The organism is Sanguibacter massiliensis (genome assembly GCF_900240335.1).
GTDB lineage: Bacteria > Actinomycetota > Actinomycetes > Actinomycetales > Cellulomonadaceae > Flavimobilis > Flavimobilis massiliensis.
This window is the reverse complement of the sequence record NZ_LT964979.1, coordinates 811,581-832,554: the sequence shown is the minus strand read 5'-3', so window position 1 is coordinate 832,554 and position 20,974 is coordinate 811,581. Positions and strand designations below refer to the sequence as shown.

Genomic DNA, 20,974 nt, shown 5'->3' with positions numbered 1-20,974 from the left:
GTGGTCGTCGGTGCCCCTCAGGCGTCGTGCTCGAGCGGTCCGGTCAGGCCTCGCGGCGGCGGATCGCGCTGCTCGCACCCGCCGCCGCAGCGTCTGCGCAGACGAGAGCGATACCTGCGGGGTCCAACGGTGCGGACAGGGCGTGCTGTGGACGGACGGTGAGGCCGGCTCAGAAGGCGCTGTCGCGGTCGGCGCCGGTCGTGACGGGATGGACGGTCGGGCAGGGGAGCGGAGCCGGAAGGCGGCTGTGCCAGGCGACGGGTTGGGCACGGCCAGCGCCCGATGTCGGCGGCTCGGCGTACGGTTGACGCATGCGCCCCGAGACCGACCTGCAACGGACCGTCGCCCCCTTCGAGGTCGTGTCCGAGTACACGCCTGCGGGTGACCAACCTACCGCGATCGCAGAGCTCACCGAGCGGCTCAACGCGGGGGAGAAGGACATCGTCCTGCTCGGCGCGACGGGCACCGGCAAGAGCGCGACGACAGCGTGGCTCATCGAGCAGGTGCAGCGTCCGACGCTCGTGATGGCACCCAACAAGACTCTTGCAGCGCAGCTTGCGACGGAGTTCCGCGAGCTGCTCCCCAACAACGCCGTCGAGTACTTCGTCTCGTACTACGACTACTACCAGCCCGAGGCGTACATCGCGCAGACCGATACCTACATCGAGAAGGACTCGGCGATCAACGACGAGGTCGAGCGGCTTCGCCACTCGGCGACGAACTCTTTGCTCACGCGGCGCGACGTCGTCGTCGTCGCGTCCGTCTCGTGCATCTACGGCCTCGGTACCCCTCAGGAGTACGTCGACCGCATGCAGCGACTCGACGTCGGCGACCAGATCGATCGCGACGGTCTGCTGCGCCGCTTCGTCGAGATGCAGTACACACGCAACGACCTCGCCTTCACCCGCGGCACGTTCCGCGTGCGCGGTGACACCGTCGAGATCATTCCCGTCTACGAGGAGCTCGCGATCCGCATCGAGTTCTTCGGTGACGAGATCGAGGCAATCCACACGCTCCACCCGCTCACCGGCGACATCGTCTCGACCGTCCCGTCGATCCACATCTTCCCCGCGACTCACTACGTCGCGGGTCCCGAGCGCATGGAGCGCGCGATCGCCGGCATCGAGGCTGAGCTCGAGACGCGGCTCGCCGACCTCGAACGGCAGGGCAAGCTCCTCGAGGCGCAGCGCCTGCGCATGCGCACGACGTACGACATCGAGATGATGCGCCAGGTCGGCAGCTGCTCCGGGATCGAGAACTACTCGCGCCACATCGACGGACGTGAAGCAGGGACGCCGCCTCACACGCTGCTCGACTACTTCCCCGACGACTTCCTCCTCGTCATCGACGAGTCCCACGTGACGGTGCCCCAGATCGGCGCGATGTACGAGGGTGACATGTCGCGCAAGCGAAACCTCGTCGACTTCGGCTTCCGCCTCCCGAGCGCCATGGACAACCGGCCGCTGCGGTGGGAGGAGTTCGTCGAGCGCATCGGCCAGACCGTCTACCTCTCCGCCACGCCCGGCGACTACGAACTCGGGCTCTCCGACGGCGTCGTCGAGCAGATCATCCGCCCGACAGGCCTCATCGACCCCGAGGTCGTCGTCAAGCCCACCAAGGGGCAGATCGACGACCTCCTCGAGGAGATCCGCACCCGTGTCGAGAAGGACGAACGTGTCCTCGTCACGACGCTCACGAAAAAGATGGCCGAGGACCTCACCGACTACTTCCTCGACAAGGGGGTCCGGGTCCGGTACCTCCACTCCGAGGTCGACACGCTCGCCCGTGTCGAGCTCCTCCGCGACCTCCGCCTCGGCGTCTACGACGTCCTCGTCGGCATCAACCTCCTGCGCGAGGGGCTCGACCTCCCCGAGGTCTCGCTCGTCGCGATCCTCGACGCCGACAAGGAGGGCTTCCTCCGCTCGTCGAAGTCGCTCATCCAGACGATCGGACGCGCCGCCCGCAACGTCTCCGGCCAGGTCCACATGTACGCGGACAAGATCACGGCCGCCATGCAGACGGCCCTCGAGGAGACCGAACGCCGACGCGAGAAGCAGATCGCCTATAACACCGAGCGGGGCATCGACCCCCAGCCACTGCGGAAGAAGATCGCCGACGTTACCGACATGCTCGCGCGCGAGGACCTCGATACCGCCGAGCTCCTCGCCGGCGGCTACCGCAAGGCACCTGCGGGCCGCTCCCGGGCCGCGACGACGACGTCCGAACGCCCCGCCGTTTCGGTGGCAGGAGATCTCGCGAGCCTCGTCCAAGAACTCACGGACCAGATGCACGCAGCCGCAGCAGAGCTGCAGTTCGAGCTTGCCGCTCGCTTGCGGGACGAGATCTCCGGCCTCAAGAAGGAACTGCGGCAGATGCGCGCCGCGACGGAGTGAGGTGCGCGACACACTCTCGGTGACCCGTTTCGTCGAGCGAGGACCTAGGTCTGTGGTTACGATGGCGCGGTTGGAGGGGAGTATCCCCATCACGATGGCGTCGTCATCACGGCAGGCTCCGTAGCCTCCCCGGTGCCATCGGTCCGGACCAGCGCACGAGCGCCGGGCGGGAGAGACCTCCGGTACTCAGTGCTACGTACCGGAGGAATGCTCGGTGCTCGATATTCATCTGTCCGTGTGGCTCATCTCAGCCGCCGTGGTCCTCGGCCTCGTCATCTTCGACTTCTACGCACACGTCCGGACGCCCCACGCGCCGACGTTCAAGGAGTCGGCGATCTGGTCGGCCGTCTACATCGCGCTCGCGATCGTCTTCGGCATCGTCTTCCTGGTCGTCGTCGGACCCGAGCACGGCGGCGAGTTCTTCGCGGGCTACATCACGGAGAAGAGCCTCTCGGTCGACAACCTCTTCGTCTTCCTCCTCATCATGACGTCGTTCCGCGTGCCGCGGGAGAACCAGCAGAAGGTCCTCCTCGTCGGGGTCGCGCTCGCTCTCGTCATGCGCACCGGCTTCATCCTCCTCGGTGCGGCAGCGCTCAATGCCTGGTCGTGGGTCTTCTACCTCTTCGGCGCGATCCTCCTGTGGACCGCCTGGAAGCAGGTCCAGCCCGAGACCGAGCACGAGGACAAGGTTCCCGGCGGCGCCATCGTCGCGCTCTTCAAGAAGGTCGTGCCGACCGTCGACGAGTACAACAGCGACCGCCTCACCGTGAAGAAGAACGGCAAGCGCTTCCTCACGCCGATGTTCCTCGTGATGATCGCGATCGGCTTCACCGACCTGCTCTTCGCGCTCGACTCGATCCCCGCGATCTACGGACTCACGCAAGAGCCTTACGTCGTCTTTATGGCGAACGCCCTTGCGCTCCTCGGCCTGCGTCAGCTCTACTTCCTCATCGGCGGGCTCCTCGACAGGCTCGTCTACCTCGCGCAGGGCCTCGGCATCATCCTCGCGTTCATCGGGTTCAAGCTCATCTTCCACGCGATGCACGTCAACGAGCTGTCGTTCATCAACGGCGGCAAGCACATCGAGTGGGCGCCCGAGATCGGCATCGCCACGTCGCTCACGGTCATCATCGGCACGCTCGTCGTCGTCACCGTCGCAAGCCTCTGGAAGACACGCCGGGACGCCGAGCGCGGCATCCTCGACTCCGATGGTCGGCCCGACCTTCCCGAGCCCGACCACGCGGACGAGCCAGCGGTGGCCGCCGCAGACGCGGCGGTCGCCGAGAAGCCGGGTGGCAACTCCCAGGCTCACGAGAGCTGACATCGCGCAACCAGCACGACGGAGGGCGGTGGCAGCAGCCACCGCCCTCCGTCGTGCTCAGGGGCGGCGTCGGGACGCGTGCGTCCCGAGCGCACCTCAGGCGAGCTCAACCCACGGGCCGATGACAGGCTTCCACTCCGCGATGTCGACGGATGCGAGGACCCCAGCGCCACGGAACGGATCACCCGCGAGCAGCGCGTCGAGCGCCGAACGGTCAGCGACCGAGAGCAGGAGGAGCGCCCGGCTGCCCTCAAGCGGCCCCGACGCGAGCAGCGTCCCCGCCTCGAGGCACGAGCGCAGGTATGCGCGATGCTCCGGTCGCACGGCGTCGAGCGTCGCGGTGTCGTCGGTGTAGGTGTACTGCACGGCATAGACGGTCATCCCCCCATCGTGGCAGTCGAGGGCTGCAGGCGCCGCGTGCGTCCGAACTACGACGTGACGTCGAACACGTGTGCGAAATGGGTGCGGACTGCACTACGATGACCGGGTGAGTGATCGTCTCGTCGTCCAGGGCGCCCGTGAGCACAATCTCCGGGGCGTCGACCTTGACCTGCCCCGCGACCGGCTTATCGTCTTCACCGGCCTCTCCGGGTCGGGCAAATCCTCCCTCGCCTTCGACACGATCTTCGCCGAGGGACAGCGTCGCTACGTCGAGTCGCTCTCGGCGTATGCGCGCCAGTTCCTCGGGCAGATGGATAAGCCTGACGTCGACTTCATCGAGGGCCTGTCGCCCGCGGTGTCGATCGACCAGAAGTCGACGAACCGCAACCCCCGCTCGACGGTCGGCACGATCACCGAGGTCTACGACTACCTCCGTCTCCTCTTCGCGCGTGCCGGCACGCAGCATTGCCCAGTGTGCGGCGAGCGTGTCGCGTCGCAGACGCCTCAGCAGATCGTCGACCGCCTGCTCGAGCTGCCCGAAGGCACTCGGTACCAGGTTCTCGCACCTGTCGTTCGGGGGCGCAAGGGGGAGTACGCGGATCTCTTCAAGGAGTTGCAGACGAAGGGCTTCGCTCGCGCGCGCGTCGACGGGGAGGTCGTCCAGCTCAGCGACCCGCCGCAGCTTGAGAAGAAGCTCAAGCACTCGATCGAGGTCGTCGTCGACAGGCTCGTCGCCCGTGAGGGCGTCCAGCGTCGTCTCACCGACTCGATCGAGACCGCCCTCGGGCTCGCGGGCGGCCTCGTCCTCATCGAGCTCGTCGACCTGCCCGCAGACGACCCCGAGCGTGAGCGTCGTTTCTCCGAGCACCGGGCGTGCCCCAACGACCACGAACTCACGCTCGACGAGATCGAACCCCGTACCTTCTCGTTCAACGCGCCCTACGGCGCGTGCCCCGAGTGCACGGGCATCGGCGTCCGGCTCGAGGTCGACCCTGAGCTCATCGTTCCCGACGAGGAGCGCACGCTCCGTGAAGGGGCCATCGCCCCGTGGGCGCAGACGTCCTCCGAGTACTTCGAGCGCGTGCTCACGGCGCTCGCCGACGAGCTGGGCTTCTCGATGGACGTCCCGTGGCGGGCCCTGCCCGAGCGTGCGCGTGAGGCGATCCTCCACGGTCGCGACCACAAGGTGCACGTCCGTTACAAGAACCGCTGGGGCCGCGAGCGGCAATACTCGACGGGGTTCGAGGGCGTCATGACGTTCCTCGAGCGGCGCCACTCCGAGACCGAGTCCGAATGGTCGAAGGAGAAGTACGAGGCCTTCATGCGCGAGGTCCCGTGCCCGACGTGTCACGGCACCCGCCTCAAGCCCGAGGTTCTCGCGGTCAAGGTGGCAGGCCGTTCGATCGCCGAGGTCTGCGGGATGTCGCTGCGCGAGGCCCACGGCTTCCTCGGACAACTCGAACTTGGCCACCGCGAGAAGGTCATCGCCGGCCAGGTCCTCAAGGAGATCGACGCTCGCCTCGGGTTCCTCCTCGACGTCGGGCTCGACTACCTCACGCTCGCGCGCGCGGCCGGGTCCCTCTCGGGAGGGGAAGCCCAGCGCATCCGCCTCGCGACCCAGATCGGCTCGGGCCTCGTCGGGGTGCTCTACGTCCTCGACGAGCCGAGCATCGGTCTCCACCAGCGCGACAACCGTCGGCTCATCGAGACGCTCACACGCCTGCGCGATCTCGGGAACACGCTCATCGTCGTCGAGCACGACGAGGACACGATCCGGATGGCCGACTGGATCGTCGACATCGGTCCAGGTGCGGGCGAGCATGGCGGCCGTGTCGTCCACTCGGGCGACTACGCCGGGCTGCTCGCGTCGAAGGAGTCCGTCACGGGTGCCTACCTCGCAGGACGACGGAACATCCCCATGCCTGCGACGCGGCGCCGGACCGAGATCGACCGTCAGCTCACCGTCGTCGGAGCACGCGAGAACAACCTGCGCAACATCGACGTCGACTTCCCGCTTGGCGTGCTCACGGCCGTCACGGGCGTCTCCGGCTCGGGCAAGTCGACGCTCGTCAACTCGATCCTCCACACCGTGCTCGCCAACGAGCTCAACGGTGCGCGACGCGTCGCGGGGTACCACAGACGCGTTACTGGGCTCGAGCACCTCGACAAGGTCGTCCACGTCGACCAGGCACCCATCGGCCGTACGCCCCGTTCCAACCCAGCGACATACACGGGCGTGTGGGACCACGTGCGGAAGCTCTTCGCGCAGACGACCGAGGCCAAGGTTCGCGGCTACGGTCCCGGCCGCTTCTCGTTCAACGTCAAGGGTGGTCGCTGCGAGGCGTGCTCGGGCGACGGCACGCTGAAGATCGAGATGAACTTCCTGCCGGACGTCTACGTGCCCTGCGAGGTCTGCGGCGGCTCGCGCTACAACCGCGAGACACTCGAGGTGCGCTACAAGAACCGCACGGTCGCCGAGGTGCTCGACATGCCGATCGAGGAGGCCGCTGAGTTCTTCGCGGCCGTCCCCGCGATCTCCCGCCACCTCACGACCCTCGTCTCAGTCGGCCTCGGTTACGTCCGTCTCGGCCAGCCCGCGACAACTCTCTCAGGAGGCGAGGCCCAGCGCGTCAAGCTCGCGACGGAGCTCCAGCGGCGTTCGACAGGACGCACGATCTACGTCCTCGACGAGCCCACGACAGGACTCCACTTCGAGGACATCCGTCGCCTGCTCGCGGTTCTCCAGTCGCTCGTCGACAAGGGCAACACGGTGCTCGTCATCGAGCACAACCTCGACGTCATCAAGAACGCCGACTGGGTCATCGACATGGGTCCTGAGGGCGGTTCAGGAGGCGGAACCGTCGTCGCGGAGGGCACGCCCGAGCACGTCGCGCGCGTCCCCGAGAGCCACACCGGACGTTTCCTCGCCGAGGTCCTCGGCGAGGGTGTGCCCGTCGCGGACCCGCCCGCGTCGAAGACGTCAAAGGCTGCTCTGAAGACGAAGGGCGCTCCGAAGACGAAGGCCACGACGAAGCGCACGACGAGCAGCACGTCACGCACCGCCGCCGCCACACGGAGCCGAGCCACGAAGGCCGCCGCACCGTCGTCCGAGTCCTGACCTGACATGGCCGACCCCTCGAGCTACCGGCCGCGGCCGGGGGAGATCCCCACCGACCCGGGCGTCTATCGGTTCCGTGACGAGCACGGGCGTGTCATCTACGTCGGCAAGGCGAAGAACCTCCGGCAGCGGCTCGCCAACTACTTCCAGCCGCTCGCGTCTCTCCACCCGCGCACGCAGCAGATGGTGACGACCGCGGCGAGCGTCCAGTGGACCGTCGTGCGCACGGAGGTCGAGGCGCTCGCCCTCGAATACTCGTGGATCAAGGAGTTCGACCCGCGGTTCAACGTCAAGTACCGCGACGACAAGTCCTACCCCTACCTCGCGGTGACGCTCGGCGAGGCGGTCCCGCGCGCGCAGGTGCTGCGCGGCGCCAAGCGACCAGGCACGCGGTACTTCGGCCCGTTCGGGCACGCCTGGGCCATCCGCGAGACGCTCGACCTTCTCCTCCGAGTCTTTCCCGTGCGCACCTGCTCGGCGGGCGTCTACCGCCGGGCCGAGCAGACGGGGCGTCCCTGCCTCCTGGGTTACATCGACAAGTGCTCGGCGCCGTGCGTCGGCCGCATCAGCCAGGCCGACCACCATGCGCTCGCCGAGGATCTCTGCGCATTCATGGCGGGCGATGCCGCACGCTTCCTCGGTCCTCTCACGGCGCAGATGCGTGAGGCGTCGGCGGACCTCGAGTTCGAGCGCGCAGCGCGACTGCGTGACGACATCGTTGCGCTCGAGAAGGTCGTCGAGCGTAACGCCGTCGTGCTCGACGACGGCACGGACGCCGACATCTTCGCGCTTGCCGGCGACGAGCTCGAGGCTGCTGTCCAGGTGTTCCACGTGCGGGGCGGGCGCATCCGCGGCCAACGAGGCTGGGTCGTCGAGAAGGTCGAGGAGATCACCGACGCAGGGCTCGTCGCGCAGCTCCTCGTGCAGGTCTACGGCGAGGCCGCCGAGTCCGACGACCGTGACGCACGGCGCGAGGGCGTCCCGCGGGAGGTGCTCGTCCCGTTCCTGCCAGACGATGTCGACGGGCTCACCGCATGGCTCACGGGCGTCCGGGGGTCGAGGGTCGAGATCCGGGTCCCGCAGCGCGGCACCAAGGCGACCCTCGCCGAGACGGTCCACAAGAACGCCGAGCACGCCCTCGCGCTGCACCGCACCCGGCGCACCGGCGACCTCACGACACGGTCGCAGGCGCTCCGGGAGATCCAGGACGCGCTCGAGCTCGACTCTGCGCCGCTGCGCATCGAGTGCTTCGACATCTCGACGACCCAGGGCACTCACCAGGTCGCGTCGATGGTCGTGTTCGAGGATGGCCTCGCGCGCAAGAGCGAGTACCGGACGTTCGCGATCAAGGGCCCAGACGGCGACGGCGTGCCCGATGACACGGCCGCGATGCACGAGGCCATCACCCGCCGGTTCCGTCGTTACCTCGCGGACCGCGCGAACGCGGGCGAACCCGAGCTTGCGACGGGCGCGCTCGACGAGGACGACGCGCTGCCAGCCGAGGAACGCAAGCGGTTCGCGTACCCGCCGAACCTCGTCGTCGTCGACGGGGGGCAGCCTCAGGTCGCCGCGGCGCGGCGCGCGCTCGACGAGCTCGGTGTCACCGATGTCGCGCTGTGCGGCCTCGCCAAGCGGCTCGAGGAGGTCTGGCTGCCGGACGACGACTACCCGGTCATTATGGAGCGCACCTCCGAGGGGCTCTACCTGCTGCAGCGCGTCCGTGACGAGGCTCACCGCTTCGCGATCGCTGCCCATCGCAAGCGGCGTGGCCGCGCGATGACGTCGTCGGTCCTCGACGGCGTCCCCGGCGTCGGACCTGCCCGCGCGAAGAAGCTCCTCACGCACTTCGGTTCCGTCAAGCGGCTCCGCGCGGCAAGCGTCGAGGAGATCGCGACCGTCCCCGGAATGGGGCCGCAGACGGCGGCGGCCGTGGTCGCGGCGCTCGCATCTCCGGGCGCCACACCGGAGCGAAACGCTCCCACGTCGTGACGTCGTCGTGATCCGGGGCTGGCATGCTGGAGGCATGAGCACCGACGGACAGCCCGCGCCCGCCGACCACCACGCCCCGCACACGCTCCCTGACGGGATCCCTGCCCTCGAGGCGTCGGCCCACGCGCCGCGGCTCGAACAGACCCAGGTCGTCATCATCACGGGCATGTCGGGCGCCGGTCGGTCGCGTGCGGCCGCCGAGCTCGAGGACCTCGGATGGTACGTCGTCGACAACCTTCCGCCCCAGATGCTGCTGCCGCTCATCGAGATGTCGGCCCACGCGGGCGACACGCTCTCGCGCTTCGCCGCCGTCGTCGACGTCCGCGGGCGGCAGTTCTTCGACGATCTCGAGTCGGTCCTCGCCCAGGTGAAGAAGCTTGACGTCGACTACCGGGTGATGTTCCTCGACGCGTCCGATGAGGTGCTCGTGCGGCGCTACGAGTCCGTGCGACGCCCGCACCCCGTCCAGGGCGACGGCCGGCTCACCGACGGGATCGCGCAGGAGCGCGAGATGCTCAAGGCGCTGCGGACGTCAGCCGACATCGTCATCGATACGAGCGACCTCTCGGTGCACGACCTCGGGCGCGAGGTCCGCCAGTCCGTCCACGCTGGTCTCGACCACCACCTGCGCGTCCACATCGTGTCGTTCGGGTTCAAGTACGGGCTCCCGCTCGACGCGGACCAGGTCGTCGACATGCGCTTCCTGCCCAACCCGTACTGGGTGACCGAGCTGCGCGCGCTCAACGGGCGCGACGCGCCCGTTCGGGACTACGTTCTCGGCCAGCAACCCGCCCAGGTGTTCCTCGACCGCTACGTCGAGGCCCTCGAGCCCGTTCTCGAGGGCTACCTCGGAGAGGAGAAGACGTACGCGACGATCGCCGTCGGCTGCACGGGTGGCAAGCACAGGTCGGTCGCGGTGTCGGAGGAGCTGGGCCACCGGCTGCGGCAGGCCGGGTACCGGGTGGTGGTGACTGCGCGTGACCTCGGCAAGGAGTAACCCGGACGTGCGGCCCGCGCGGACCCCTCACGGCCCGCGGATCGTCGCGCTCGGCGGCGGGCACGGGCTGTCCGCGAACCTCGGCGCTCTGCGCCTCATGTCGGAGCGGCTCACTGCGATCGTCACCGTCGCCGACGACGGCGGCTCCTCGGGCCGGCTGCGCGACGAGCTCGGGGTGCTGCCGCCGGGGGACCTGCGGATGGCGCTCGCCGCACTGTGCGAGGAGAACGAGTGGGGCCGGACGTGGCGGGACGTGCTCCAGCACCGCTTCGTCTCTGACGGCGACCTGGACAGGCACGCCGTCGGCAACCTCCTCATCGCCGCCGTGTGGGACATCCTCGGGGACACGGTCGACGGGCTCGACTGGGTCGGCCGGCTCCTCGGCGCCCGCGGCCGGGTCCTGCCGATGGCCTCGGTGCCGTTGACGATCGAGGCTGACGTCCGCGAGGAGGGAGGGGGCGTGGGGATCGTCACGGGGCAGTCGCACGTCGCCGTCGCCCCCGGACGGATCGAGCAGGTGCGGCTCGTCCCGGCAGACCCTCCGGCGTGCCCAGACTCGGTCGCTGCGGTCGAGGAGGCGGACTGGGTCGTTCTCGGCCCGGGATCGTGGTTCACCTCGGTCATGCCGCACCTTCTCGTCCCGGAGCTTGCCACGGCGCTCCACACGACCCGTGCGCGCCGGTGCGTGACGCTCAACCTGGCGGCCGAGGCAGGGGAGACCGAGGGGCTCACCGCGACGGACCACCTCACGGTGCTCCACCAGCACGCGCCGCAGCTGCGCGTCGACGTCGTCCTCGCCGACCCGTCGTCGGTCGAGGACGTCGAACAGCTCACGCGGGTCGCGAGTGCCATGGGGGCACGCACCGTCATGCGTCAGGTGCGGGTCGGTGACGGCAGCCCGCGGCATGACACGCTGCGGCTCGCGGCCGCGTATCGCGACGTGTTCGACGACGTGCTCGGGGACGTGCCGGCCCGGGGCTGACTCCGCCCCCGTGCCCGGGCCGTCCAGGTCGCGGGCCGGGCATCGCCCGGCAGATGGCAGGATGGTCCGCATGGCACTGACCGCACAGGTGAAGGACGAGCTCGCGCGGCTCCGGGTCGACAGGACGAGCTGCCGCAAGGCTGAGGTCTCGTCGCTGCTGAGGTTTGCGGGAGGGCTGCACATCGTCTCTGGGCGCATCGTCGTCGAGGCCGAGATCGACACGGGGGTCGTCGCGAGGCGGCTCAAGACGTCGATCGCCGAGGTGTACGGCCACCAGAGCGAGGTCGTCGTCATCGCCCCCGGCGGGTTGCGTCGCAGCCAGCGTTACGTCGTCCGCGTCGTGCGCGAGGGGGAGTCGCTCGCGCGGCAGACGGGCCTCCTCGACAACCGGGGCCGGCCGGTGCGTGGCCTTCCGCCCCAGGTCGTCGCCGGAGGCGCCGAGGAGTCCGCGGCCGCGTGGCGCGGCGCGTTCCTTGCCCACGGGTCGCTGACCGAGCCAGGACGCTCGTCGTCCCTCGAGATCACCTGCCCGGGTCCTGAGGCGGCGCTCGCACTCGTCGGAGCAGCCCGACGCCTCGGCGTCCAGTCAAAGGCGCGCGAGGTGCGCGGGGTCGATCGCGTCGTCGTGCGTGACGGCGAGGCGATCTCGCAGATGCTCGTGCAGATGGGGGCACCCGAGGTGGCGACGGTCTGGGACGAGCGCCGTGCGCGACGCGAGGTCCGGGGGACCGCGAACCGGCTCGCGAACTTCGACGACGCGAACCTCAGGAGGTCCGCACGCGCTGCCGTCGCTGCCGGGGCTCGCGTCGAGCGGGCGTTCGAGATTCTCGGCGAGGACCTTCCGGAGCACCTGCGCGAGGCAGGGGAGCTGCGGCTCGCGCACAAGCAGGCGTCGCTCGAGGAGCTCGGCCAGCTCGCCGATCCGCCTCTCACGAAGGATGCGGTCGCCGGGCGGATCCGACGGTTGCTCGCGACGGCCGACAAGCGCGCCCAGGACCTGGGCATCCCGGACACGGAGGCAGGACTTGCCCCCGAGTTGCTCGATCCGTGAGAAGTCGCGCGTCCGCTCGGACGTTCGTCCCATCGCTAGACCGCCGGACGGTATAGGCTTGTGCCGTTCGGTGATGCGGACCACATGACTCGGTGACGGGACGCGGGGTCCGCATCTCATCGCGTACATCGACGTACGTACAGTTCGTCAACAACCGTGTGCGTCGGTGTCAGCCGACGCGCCCCGAGGAGGGCAACGTGACCATCCGCGTCGGCATTAACGGCTTCGGCCGCATCGGCCGCAACTTCTTCCGCGCCATCGTCGAGTCCGGCGCTGACATCGAGATCGTCGGTGTCAACGACCTGACCGACAACCACACCCTGGCCCACCTGCTCAAGTACGACACCGTGCTGGGCCGTTTCCCGCTCTCGGTCGACTACAACGACGAGGCGATCATCGTCGACGGCAAGTCGATCCGCGCTCTCGCCGAGCGCGACCCGAAGAACCTCCCGTGGGGCGAGCTCGGTGCGGACATCGTCATCGAGTCGACCGGCTTCTTCACCGACGCCACGAAGGCCTCCGCGCACATCGAGGCTGGAGCCAAGAAGGTCATCATCTCCGCCCCGGCGAAGAACGAGGACGCGACGTTCGTCGTGGGTGTCAACCACGAGGACTACGACCCCGCGAAGCACAACATCATCTCGAACGCCTCGTGCACGACGAACTGCCTCGCCCCCATGGCCAAGGCGCTCAACGACGCGATCGGCATCGAGCGTGGCCTCATGACCACGATCCACGCCTACACGGGTGACCAGAACCTCCAGGACGGCCCGCACAAGGACCTCCGCCGCGCCCGCGCCGCCGCGCAGAACATCGTTCCGACGTCGACCGGTGCGGCCAAGGCTGTCGCGCTCGTCCTCCCGGAGCTCAAGGGCAAGCTCGACGGCTTCGCCATGCGCGTCCCGACGATCACGGGTTCGGCCACGGACCTCACCTTCACCGCCTCGCGCGAGGTCACGGTCGACGAGGTCAACGCCGCGGTCAAGGCTGCCGCCGAGGGCCCGCTCAAGGGTGTCCTGAAGTTCGTCGACGACGACATCGTCTCCTCGGACATCATCACGGACCCGCACACCTCGATTTTCGACTCGAAGCTCACCAAGGTGTCGGGCGACCTCGTCAAGGTCGTCGCCTGGTACGACAACGAGTGGGGCTACTCGTCCTCGCTCGTCTCCCTCACGCAGTACGTGGGCGCGCGTCTCTGACGTTCGCTGCGCACGCACGATGAGCGCCTGACGTCCGCGTGCGCGCCCCGGCACCGGGGTGCGCACGCGGACGTCTCTCGTTGCGGCACCGTGCATGCCTGACCCCCTTCCCTCCAGCACGAATCAGGAGCACCTGGTGAAGACCATCGCTGACCTCGGCGACCTGCGCGGCAAGCGCGTCCTCGTCCGTTCCGACTTCAACGTGCCGCTCGACGGCACGACCATCACCGACGACGGCCGCATCCGCGCCGCGCTGCCGACGCTCAAGCGCCTCGTCGACGCGGGCGCGAAGGTCGTCGTCACCGCGCACCTCGGTCGCCCCAAGGGCGCACCCGAGGACAAGTACTCGCTCGCGCCCGTCGCGGCCCGCCTCGGCGAGCTGCTCGGCGCCAAGGTCACGCTCGCGGCGGACACCGTCGGCGAGGGCGCGAAGGCCGCTGTCGCCGCGCTCGGCGAGGGCGAGGTCGTCCTCCTCGAGAACATCCGCTTCGACGCCCGCGAGACCTCGAAGGTCGACGAGGAGCGCCAGTCGCTCGCCGCCGACCTCGCGGAGCTCGCGGACGCGTACGTGTCCGACGGCTTCGGCGTCGTCCACCGCAAGCAGGCGTCCGTCTACGACATCGCGAAGGTCCTGCCGGCCGCCGTCGGCGAGCTCGTCCTCAAGGAGGTCGACTCCCTCAAGAAGGCGACCGAGGACCCGGCTCGCCCGTACGCGGTCGTCCTCGGCGGTTCGAAGGTCTCCGACAAGCTCGGTGTCATCGCGAACCTCCTCGAGAAGGCCGACCGCCTCCTCATCGGTGGCGGCATGGTCTTCACGTTCCTCGCGGCTCAGGGCCACGCGGTCGGCAAGTCGCTCCTCGAGACGGACCAGATCGACACCGTCAAGGGATACCTCGCGACGGCTGCCGAGCGCGGCGTCGAGATCGTCCTCCCTGTCGACATCGTCGCGGCCGACGGCTTCGCCGCTGACGCGCCGCACGACGTGGTCGCGGTCGACGCGATCCCCGCCGAGCGCATGGGCCTCGACATCGGCCCCGAGTCGCAGAAGCTCTTTGCGGCGAAGCTCGCCGACGCGAAGACGATCGTCTGGAACGGCCCGATGGGCGTCTTCGAGTTCGACGCGTTCGCGGGCGGCACTCGTGCCGTCGCCCAAGCGATGGTCGATGCGACCGCCGACGGCGCGTTCTCGATCGTCGGCGGCGGCGACTCCGCCGCGGCCGTCCGGATTCTCGGCTTCGACGAGGCCGGCTTCTCCCACATCTCGACCGGTGGCGGCGCGAGCCTCGAGTTCCTCGAGGGCAAGTCGCTCCCCGGCATCGCCGTCCTCGACGCCTGAACCCTGAGGAGACCCATCGTGGCAACGCGTACCCCGCTCATCGCGGGCAACTGGAAGATGAACAAGGACCACCTCGAGGCCATCGACCTGGTCCAGAAGCTCGACTGGCACCTTAAGGACGGCAAGCACGACTTCGCCACCGCCGAGGTCACCGTGCTCGTCCCGTTCACGGACCTGCGCTCGGTGCAGACCTTCGTGGACGCCGAGAAGTCCGGCCTGTCGTACGGCGCGCAGGACGTCTCCGCGCACGTCTCGGGCGCCTACACGGGGGAGATCTCGCCCGTGTTCCTCGCGCGTCTCGGTGTCACGTACGTCGCGATCGGCCACTCCGAGCGTCGCCAGTACCACGGCGAGGACGACGCGCTCGTCAACGCCAAGACGAAGAACGCGCTCGCGCACGGCCTCGTGCCGATCGTCTGCGTCGGCGAGGGCCTCGACGTCCGCAAGGCCGGCGAGCAGGTCTCGTACACGCTCGCGCAGGTCGACGGCGCGTTCGAGGGCCTCTCGGCCGAGGACGCGGCCAAGGTCGTCGTCGCGTACGAGCCCGTGTGGGCCATCGGCACGGGCGAGGTCGCGACCCCGGCCGACGCTCAGGAGGTCAACGGCGCGATCCGTGCCCGCCTCGCCGAGCTCTACTCGGCCGAGGTCGCGGACGCGGTCCGTGTTCTCTACGGCGGCTCGGTGAAGTCGAGCTCGATCGTCGAGCTCATGGCTGAGAAGGACGTCGACGGCGCGCTCGTCGGCGGCGCCTCGCTCGACCCTGAGGAGTTCGCGAAGATCGCGCGCTTCCAGCAGGCCTGACGGTCTCCCGGGGAGGACCGGCGTCCCGCCTGTCGGCGGGGCGTTGGCCTCCCCGGGACCCGCTGGCCTACTCTTGTCCCCGGTGGCACACGCCACCGCACCACGCTTCGACGAACAGGACCCTTCCGCTCGTGGACACTCTCAAGATCATCCTCCAGGTCGTCCTGGTCATCACGAGCCTCGCGAACGTCATGCTCGTCCTCATGCACAAGGGCAAGGGCGGCGGCCTCTCCGACATGTTCGGAGGCGGCATGAGCGCGTCGGTCGGCAGCTCCGGCGTCGCCGAGCGCAACCTCAACCGCATCACGGTCGGCTTCGTCCTCGTCTGGGTCCTGACGATCGTCGCTCTCGGCCTTCTGGCCACGATCTGAGTCACGCCGCCCGCTCGGGCGGCCAGCAGTACCACGCCGACAGGGGAGTCACACGTGGCAGGTGGAAATGCGATCCGCGGTTCGCGCGTCGGCGCTGGACCGATGGGCGAGGCCGAGCGAGGAGATCTCGCCGAGCGGCATTCCGTCGCGTACTGGTGCGCCAACGGCCACCAGACGCGCGCGACCTTCGCGATCGGGCCGTCGACGGAGATCCCGGAGCAGTGGGACTGCACGCGGTGCGGCTACCCTGCGGGTCTCGACGCTGACGCGCCACCGTCGCCCGTGCGTAACGAGCCTTACAAGACGCATCTTGCTTACGTCAAGGAGCGTCGGTCCGACGAGGACGGCAGCGCACTGCTCGACGAGGCGCTCGCCGCGCTCCGCGCACGCCGGGGCGGCTGAGCGACCAGCAGCCCGGCCCTGCACGCGCGCTCAGGGGGCGGAGTCCGTGCGTGCGCGACGAGACACGACATGACAACGTCGAAGGGCGGCCCCCCGATGGGGTGCCGCCCTTCGACGTTGTTGACGTGGCCAGGCTGTTGACGAGGCCGGGAGGCTCAGCCGTCAGCCGCGGCGCGGCCTGCCGCTGCCGCGTCGATGAGCCAGAGCGTGCGCTCGGTTCCGTGGACGTGGGCGGCCGACGAGACCGGATCGCCTGCAAGGCCCGCGGCGACAGCTTCCGCCTTCTCGGCACCTGCCGCGACGACCCACACCTCGCGCGCCCCGTTGATCGCCTCGAACGTCAGTGAGACGCGCGACGGCGGCGGCTTGGGGGAGCTGTGCACGCCGACGGTCGGAGAACCTGCAGCGTCCCGGGCCGGGTGCCCCGGGAAGAGCGACGCGACATGCATGTCCGGTCCCATGCCGAGGAGCACCACGTCGAACACCGGCGCCGCCGCGCCCGCAGGGGCATAGCGCGCGAGTTCGGCGGCGTGCTCGGCCGCGGCCTCGTCCGGGCCGAACGACGGGTCCTCGGGCCGGGCGGCCGGCATCTCGTGGACGTTCCCGGGCGGCAGCGGGAGCGCGTCGAGCAGCGCCTCACGCGCCTGGAGCGCGTTGCGGTCGCTGTCGTCGGCCGTGACGAACCGTTCGTCGCCCCACCACACGTGGACGTCGGACCAGTCGACGAGGTCGCGCAGCGGGTTCCGCGACGCCTCCGCGAGCAGGCGGATCCCGACGGTGCCACCCGTGAGGACGACGTGGACGGGGGAGCGGACAGCCTGGGCGTCGAGGACGTGGAGCAGCAGACGCGCTCCGGTCGTCACGGCGAGGCCTTCGGCGTCAGGGTGGACGACGACGGTGCGTGCAGCGGTCACGAGGCGACCCTCCGGAGTCCCTGGGTGAGAACTTCGCCGTACATCTCGTCCTCGTCGAGGCGCCGTAGCTCCTCGGCGATGCACTCGTGCAGCTGGCGCACGGGCAGCGCGATCCGATGGTCGGGCTGCTGCGGCTGCGAGAGGATCGCGACCTTGCCGGACGGCCGCGCGAGCGTGATGTCGCCCGAGGCCCGGGTGAGCGTCACGGACGTCACGGCCTGTGCGCCCGGAGTGCGGACGACGTCGACCTCGCAGTCGAGCTCCTCGCCGAGCCAGGCGGCGAGGAGGTCGAGCGAGGAGTGGTCGTCCTGACCTGCGACGGTCGCGCGGAGGACCGGCTCGAACGGAGGCTGGTCGAGCGTCGACGCGAGGAGGCCGCGCCAGATCGTGGTCCGGGTCCACGCGAGATCCGTGTCACCGGGGCGGTAGGCCTCGGCGAGCCGACGGATCGACGCGCGCGGGTCCGCGGAGCGGTACGAGTCGGTGATGCGACGGTGCGCCATGGCGCCAATGACGTCCGCACCCGGATTCGCGGGGGCCTCGCGGGGCCACCAGGCGACGATGGGGGCGTCGGGCAGCAGGAGCGGCATGACGAGCGTGTCCGCGTGCACGAGCGCCTCGGCGGGAGCCGTGAGGATGATGACCTCGCTCGCGCCGGCGTCCCCGCCGATGCGGATCTCGGCGTCGACGCCCTTCTCGGTCGATCCGGTCGCGAGGACGATGATGCGGCACGGGTGCTCGCGCGAGGCGACGTTCGCGGCGTCGATGGCCTCGGTCGTTGAGCTCGTGTCCGTGACGATGACGAGCGTGAGGACGCGGCCGAGCGCGACCGCGCCGCCCTCCTGACGCAGCTTGATGAGCTTCTTGGCGACAGCGGTCGTCGTCGTCGCCGGCAGGTCGATGATCACGCGGTGTGCTCCTCGGTCAGGGCGCGTCCGGCGCCCGTGGTCACGGTGGGCAGGAGAGCGCTCATGGGCGCCGCCAAACACGTCCGTCACGTGCCAGCATCTCGTCGGCCGAACCAGGGCCCCACGTGCCCGCGCGGTACGGCTCAGGTCGGCCCTCGGCCGCCCAGTGCGCGGTGATGGGGTCGAGGATCCGCCACGAGAGCTCGACCTCCTCGTGCCGCGGGAAGAGCGGGGGCTCGCCGAGCAGCACGGAGAGGATGAGCCGCTCGTAGGCCTCGGGCGACGACTGCGTGAACGCGTGGCCGTAGCCGAAGTCCATCGTCACGTCACGGACCTCCATCGCGGTGCCCGGAACCTTGGCGCCGAAGCGGATCGTCACGCCCTCGTCGGGCTGGACGCGGATGACGATCGCGTTGTTGCCGAGGTCGCTCGTCTCGCTCGAGTCGAACGGGAGGTGCGGCGCCGACTTGAAGACGACGGCGATCTCGGTGACGCGTCGCCCGAGCCGCTTGCCGGCACGCAGGTAGAACGGCACGCCCGCCCAGCGACGGTTGTCGATGTCGACACGGATTGCCGCGTACGTCTCGGTCGTCGAGTCCGGGGCTGTCCCGTCCTCGTCGAGGTACCCCTTGACCTGCTCGCCGGCCTGCGAGCCGGCGGCGTACTGGCCGCGAGCAGTGTGCGCCGCGAGGTCCTCGGGAAGCCGGCACGCGGAGAGCACCTTGATCTTCTCCGCGACGAGGTCGTCGGCCGCGAACGAGGCAGGCTCCTCCATCGCGGTGAGCGCGAGGAGCTGCAGGAGGTGGTTCTGGATGACGTCGCGGGCGGCGCCGATACCGTCGTAGTAGCCGGCGCGACCTCCGATGCCGATGTCCTCGGCCATGGTGATCTGCACGTGGTCGACGTAGTGGTTGTTCCAGATCGGCTCGTACATCTGGTTCGCGAACCGCAGCGCGAGGAGGGTGAGGACCGTCTCCTTGCCGAGGTAGTGGTCGATGCGGAACACCGACGACTGGTCGAACACCTCGGAGACGACGTCGTTGAGTTCACGGGCCGACGCGAGGTCGTGCCCGAAGGGCTTCTCGATGACGACGCGCCGCCACGGCTGAGTCTCGTCCGCCGCGTGCTGGGGCTTCGAGAGCCCGGAGCGGGCGAGCTGGCGGCAGACCGTCGGGAACGCGCTCGGCGGCACCGAGAGGTAGAACGCGTGGTTGCCCCGGGTGCCGCGTTGCTCGTCGAGCTCGTGAACCGTGCGGGCAAGCTCCTCGAACGAGGCCTCGTCGTCGAACGATCCCTGGACGAAGCGGATGCCCTCGGCGAGCTGCTGCCACGCCTCCTCGCGGAAGGGCGTGCGCGCGTACTGCTTGACGGCGTCGTGGACGACCTGCGCGAAGTCCTGATCGTCCCAGTCGCGCCGGGCGAAGCCCGTGAGCGCGAAGCCGGGGGGCAGGAGGCCACGGTTGGAGAGGTCATACACCGCGGGCATGAGCTTCTTGCGCGCGAGGTCTCCCGTCACACCGAAGATCACGAGACTGCAGGGACCGGCGATGTGCGGCAGCCGCAGGTCGCGGCTGTCCCGCAGCGGGTTGTGCTCGGCGGTGACCTCGGTCGGGCTCACGGGGTGTCCTCCTGGGAAGCGGTCGGGGAGAGGCTCGTCGCGACGGTTGCGAGCAGGTCCTCCCAGCTGGCGGCGAACTTTGCCACGCCCTCACGCTCGAGCGTGTCCGTGACGGCGTCGAGGTCGACGCCGACGTCGCGGAGCAGGGCGAGGCGGTCGAGGGCGTCCTCGATCGCCGGGGTGATCGTGTCGGTCGCGTCGTCGTGTGTCGTGCCGTGGTCGGCGACGGCCTCGAGCGTGACGCGAGGCATGGTATTAACGGTGCCGTCGGCGACGAGGGCGTCGACGTAGAGCGTGTCGGGCAGGGCGGGGTCCTTGACGCCCGTCGACGCCCAGAGCGGTCGCTGCGGGTGGGCCCCGAGCGCCGCGAGGGCGGTCCAGCGCTCCGACGCGAGGGTCTCGAGGTACACCTGGTAGGCGCGCCGGGCGTTGGCGAGCGCGATCGTGCCGCGCAGGCCCGCGGCGCGTGGGTCGTCGCTCGCGTCGAGCAGCGGGTCGACCGCCGTGTCGACCCGCGAGACAAAGAACGACGCGACGGAGCGGAGGCTCGCGAGATCGTGACCCGCGGCGTGCGCCCGCTCGAGGCCCGTGAGATAGGCGTCGATGACGGCCCGGTAGCGCTCGATCGAGAAGATCAGCGTGACGTTGACGGAGATGCCGGCGGCGATCGTGCGCGTGATCGCGTCAAGGCCTTCGACGGTCGCGGGGATCTTCACGAGCAGGCCAGGACGGTCGATCGTCCGGGCGAGTTCCGCCGCCTGAGCGACGGTGCCCTCGGTGTCGTGCGCGAGACGCGGGTCGACCTCGATCGAGACGCGGCCGTCCTGCCCTCCGGTCGCCTCGAGGACGGGTGCGAGGACGTCGAGCGCGGCGCGGACGTCGTCGGTCGTGAGCCGCGTGATCGCGGCGTCGACGCTCACGCCCTCGAGCGCGAGCGCGCGCAGGTCGGTGTCGTACGCGTCCGAGCCGGAGATCGCCCCAGCGAAGATCGTGGGATTCGTCGTCACACCGACGACGGACCGCTCGCAGACGAGGTCGGCGAGGCCGCCGCTCGTGAGGAGCGGACGGGAGAGGTCGTCGAGCCAGACGGCAACGCCGGACGCGGACAGATGGGTGAGAGGGGTTGAGCTCATGGCTGCTCCTCGGGTTGCGACGTGTACCCGACGTCGCGGGTCGGCCTGGTCCCAGCG

Annotated in this window: 17 protein-coding genes; 12 read left to right on the top strand and 5 right to left on the bottom strand. The window is 69.6% G+C overall.

The window, feature by feature from the left end; all coding sequences use genetic code 11:
- Positions 1-311 precede the first annotated feature (311 nt).
- Both uvrB and C1729_RS03905 read left to right on the top strand, forming a co-directional pair.
- On the top strand, positions 312-2,393 hold the full coding sequence (gene uvrB, locus C1729_RS03910; protein ID WP_102508790.1) for an excinuclease ABC subunit UvrB: 2,082 nt from the start codon (positions 312-314) through the stop codon (positions 2,391-2,393).
- Positions 2,394-2,607: 214 nt separating this feature from the next.
- Positions 2,608-3,714 carry a TerC family protein gene (locus tag C1729_RS03905; protein WP_207204558.1) on the top strand — a complete coding sequence of 369 codons (1,107 nt, stop codon included), beginning with the start codon at positions 2,608-2,610 and terminating at the stop codon, positions 3,712-3,714.
- Positions 3,715-3,810: 96 nt separating this feature from the next.
- On the opposite strand, the gene C1729_RS03900 is transcribed toward C1729_RS03905, so the two are convergent.
- Positions 3,811-4,095, bottom strand: coding sequence for a YciI family protein (locus C1729_RS03900; protein ID WP_102508789.1), 285 nt, complete (start codon positions 4,093-4,095; stop codon positions 3,811-3,813).
- 106 nt (positions 4,096-4,201) lie between these two features.
- On the opposite strand from C1729_RS03900, the gene uvrA reads away from it, so the two are divergent.
- From uvrA to C1729_RS03850, 10 genes are all read left to right on the top strand, one after another.
- Positions 4,202-7,213 carry an excinuclease ABC subunit UvrA gene (uvrA, locus tag C1729_RS03895; RefSeq protein ID WP_102508788.1) on the top strand — a complete coding sequence of 1,004 codons (3,012 nt, stop codon included), beginning with the start codon at positions 4,202-4,204 and terminating at the stop codon, positions 7,211-7,213.
- Between the two features lie 6 nt (positions 7,214-7,219).
- Positions 7,220-9,202 (top strand): excinuclease ABC subunit UvrC, encoded by a 1,983-nt coding sequence (uvrC, locus tag C1729_RS03890; protein ID WP_102508787.1) that lies wholly within the window; start codon positions 7,220-7,222, stop codon positions 9,200-9,202.
- A 34-nt stretch (positions 9,203-9,236) separates the two neighbouring features.
- On the top strand, positions 9,237-10,199 hold the full coding sequence (gene rapZ / locus C1729_RS03885; RefSeq protein WP_102508786.1) for an RNase adapter RapZ: 963 nt from the start codon (positions 9,237-9,239) through the stop codon (positions 10,197-10,199).
- On the top strand, positions 10,180-11,181 hold the full coding sequence (locus C1729_RS03880) for a gluconeogenesis factor YvcK family protein (RefSeq protein WP_242493704.1): 1,002 nt from the start codon (positions 10,180-10,182) through the stop codon (positions 11,179-11,181). The genes rapZ and C1729_RS03880 overlap by 20 nt, the downstream gene beginning before the upstream one ends.
- 70 nt (positions 11,182-11,251) lie before the next feature.
- Positions 11,252-12,232 (top strand): DNA-binding protein WhiA, encoded by a 981-nt coding sequence (gene whiA / locus C1729_RS03875; RefSeq protein WP_102508784.1) that lies wholly within the window; start codon positions 11,252-11,254, stop codon positions 12,230-12,232.
- A 197-nt stretch (positions 12,233-12,429) separates the two neighbouring features.
- Complete coding sequence (gene gap, locus C1729_RS03870; RefSeq protein WP_102508783.1) at positions 12,430-13,434, top strand: type I glyceraldehyde-3-phosphate dehydrogenase; 1,005 nt, start codon at positions 12,430-12,432, stop codon at positions 13,432-13,434.
- A 136-nt stretch (positions 13,435-13,570) separates the two neighbouring features.
- On the top strand, positions 13,571-14,770 hold the full coding sequence (locus C1729_RS03865; protein ID WP_102508782.1) for a phosphoglycerate kinase: 1,200 nt from the start codon (positions 13,571-13,573) through the stop codon (positions 14,768-14,770).
- A 15-nt stretch (positions 14,771-14,785) separates the two neighbouring features.
- On the top strand, positions 14,786-15,571 hold the full coding sequence (gene tpiA / locus C1729_RS03860; RefSeq protein ID WP_102508781.1) for a triose-phosphate isomerase: 786 nt from the start codon (positions 14,786-14,788) through the stop codon (positions 15,569-15,571).
- A gap of 131 nt (positions 15,572-15,702) precedes the next feature.
- Complete coding sequence (gene secG, locus C1729_RS03855) at positions 15,703-15,942, top strand: preprotein translocase subunit SecG (RefSeq protein WP_102508780.1); 240 nt, start codon at positions 15,703-15,705, stop codon at positions 15,940-15,942.
- 54 nt (positions 15,943-15,996) lie between these two features.
- Positions 15,997-16,344, top strand: coding sequence for an RNA polymerase-binding protein RbpA (locus tag C1729_RS03850; protein ID WP_102508779.1), 348 nt, complete (start codon positions 15,997-15,999; stop codon positions 16,342-16,344).
- A gap of 155 nt (positions 16,345-16,499) precedes the next feature.
- Here the strand turns inward: C1729_RS03850 and pgl are convergent, their stop codons facing one another.
- The 4 genes from pgl to tal all read right to left on the bottom strand — a co-directional run bounded on the left by pgl (position 16,500) and on the right by tal (position 20,917).
- The gene (gene pgl, locus C1729_RS03845; RefSeq protein WP_102508778.1) at positions 16,500-17,258 is read right to left on the bottom strand and encodes a 6-phosphogluconolactonase; all 759 of its coding nucleotides are present in this window, start codon (positions 17,256-17,258) and stop codon (positions 16,500-16,502) included.
- Positions 17,255-18,166: a glucose-6-phosphate dehydrogenase assembly protein OpcA gene (locus C1729_RS03840; RefSeq protein WP_102508777.1), complete on the bottom strand. Its 912-nt coding sequence runs from the start codon at positions 18,164-18,166 to the stop codon at positions 17,255-17,257. The genes pgl and C1729_RS03840 overlap by 4 nt, the downstream gene beginning before the upstream one ends.
- 61 nt (positions 18,167-18,227) lie before the next feature.
- Positions 18,228-19,784 (bottom strand): glucose-6-phosphate dehydrogenase, encoded by a 1,557-nt coding sequence (gene zwf, locus C1729_RS03835; protein WP_102508776.1) that lies wholly within the window; start codon positions 19,782-19,784, stop codon positions 18,228-18,230.
- Positions 19,781-20,917 (bottom strand): transaldolase, encoded by a 1,137-nt coding sequence (tal, locus tag C1729_RS03830; protein ID WP_102508775.1) that lies wholly within the window; start codon positions 20,915-20,917, stop codon positions 19,781-19,783. Before tal ends, zwf begins: the two co-directional genes overlap by 4 nt.
- Positions 20,918-20,974 lie beyond the last annotated feature (57 nt).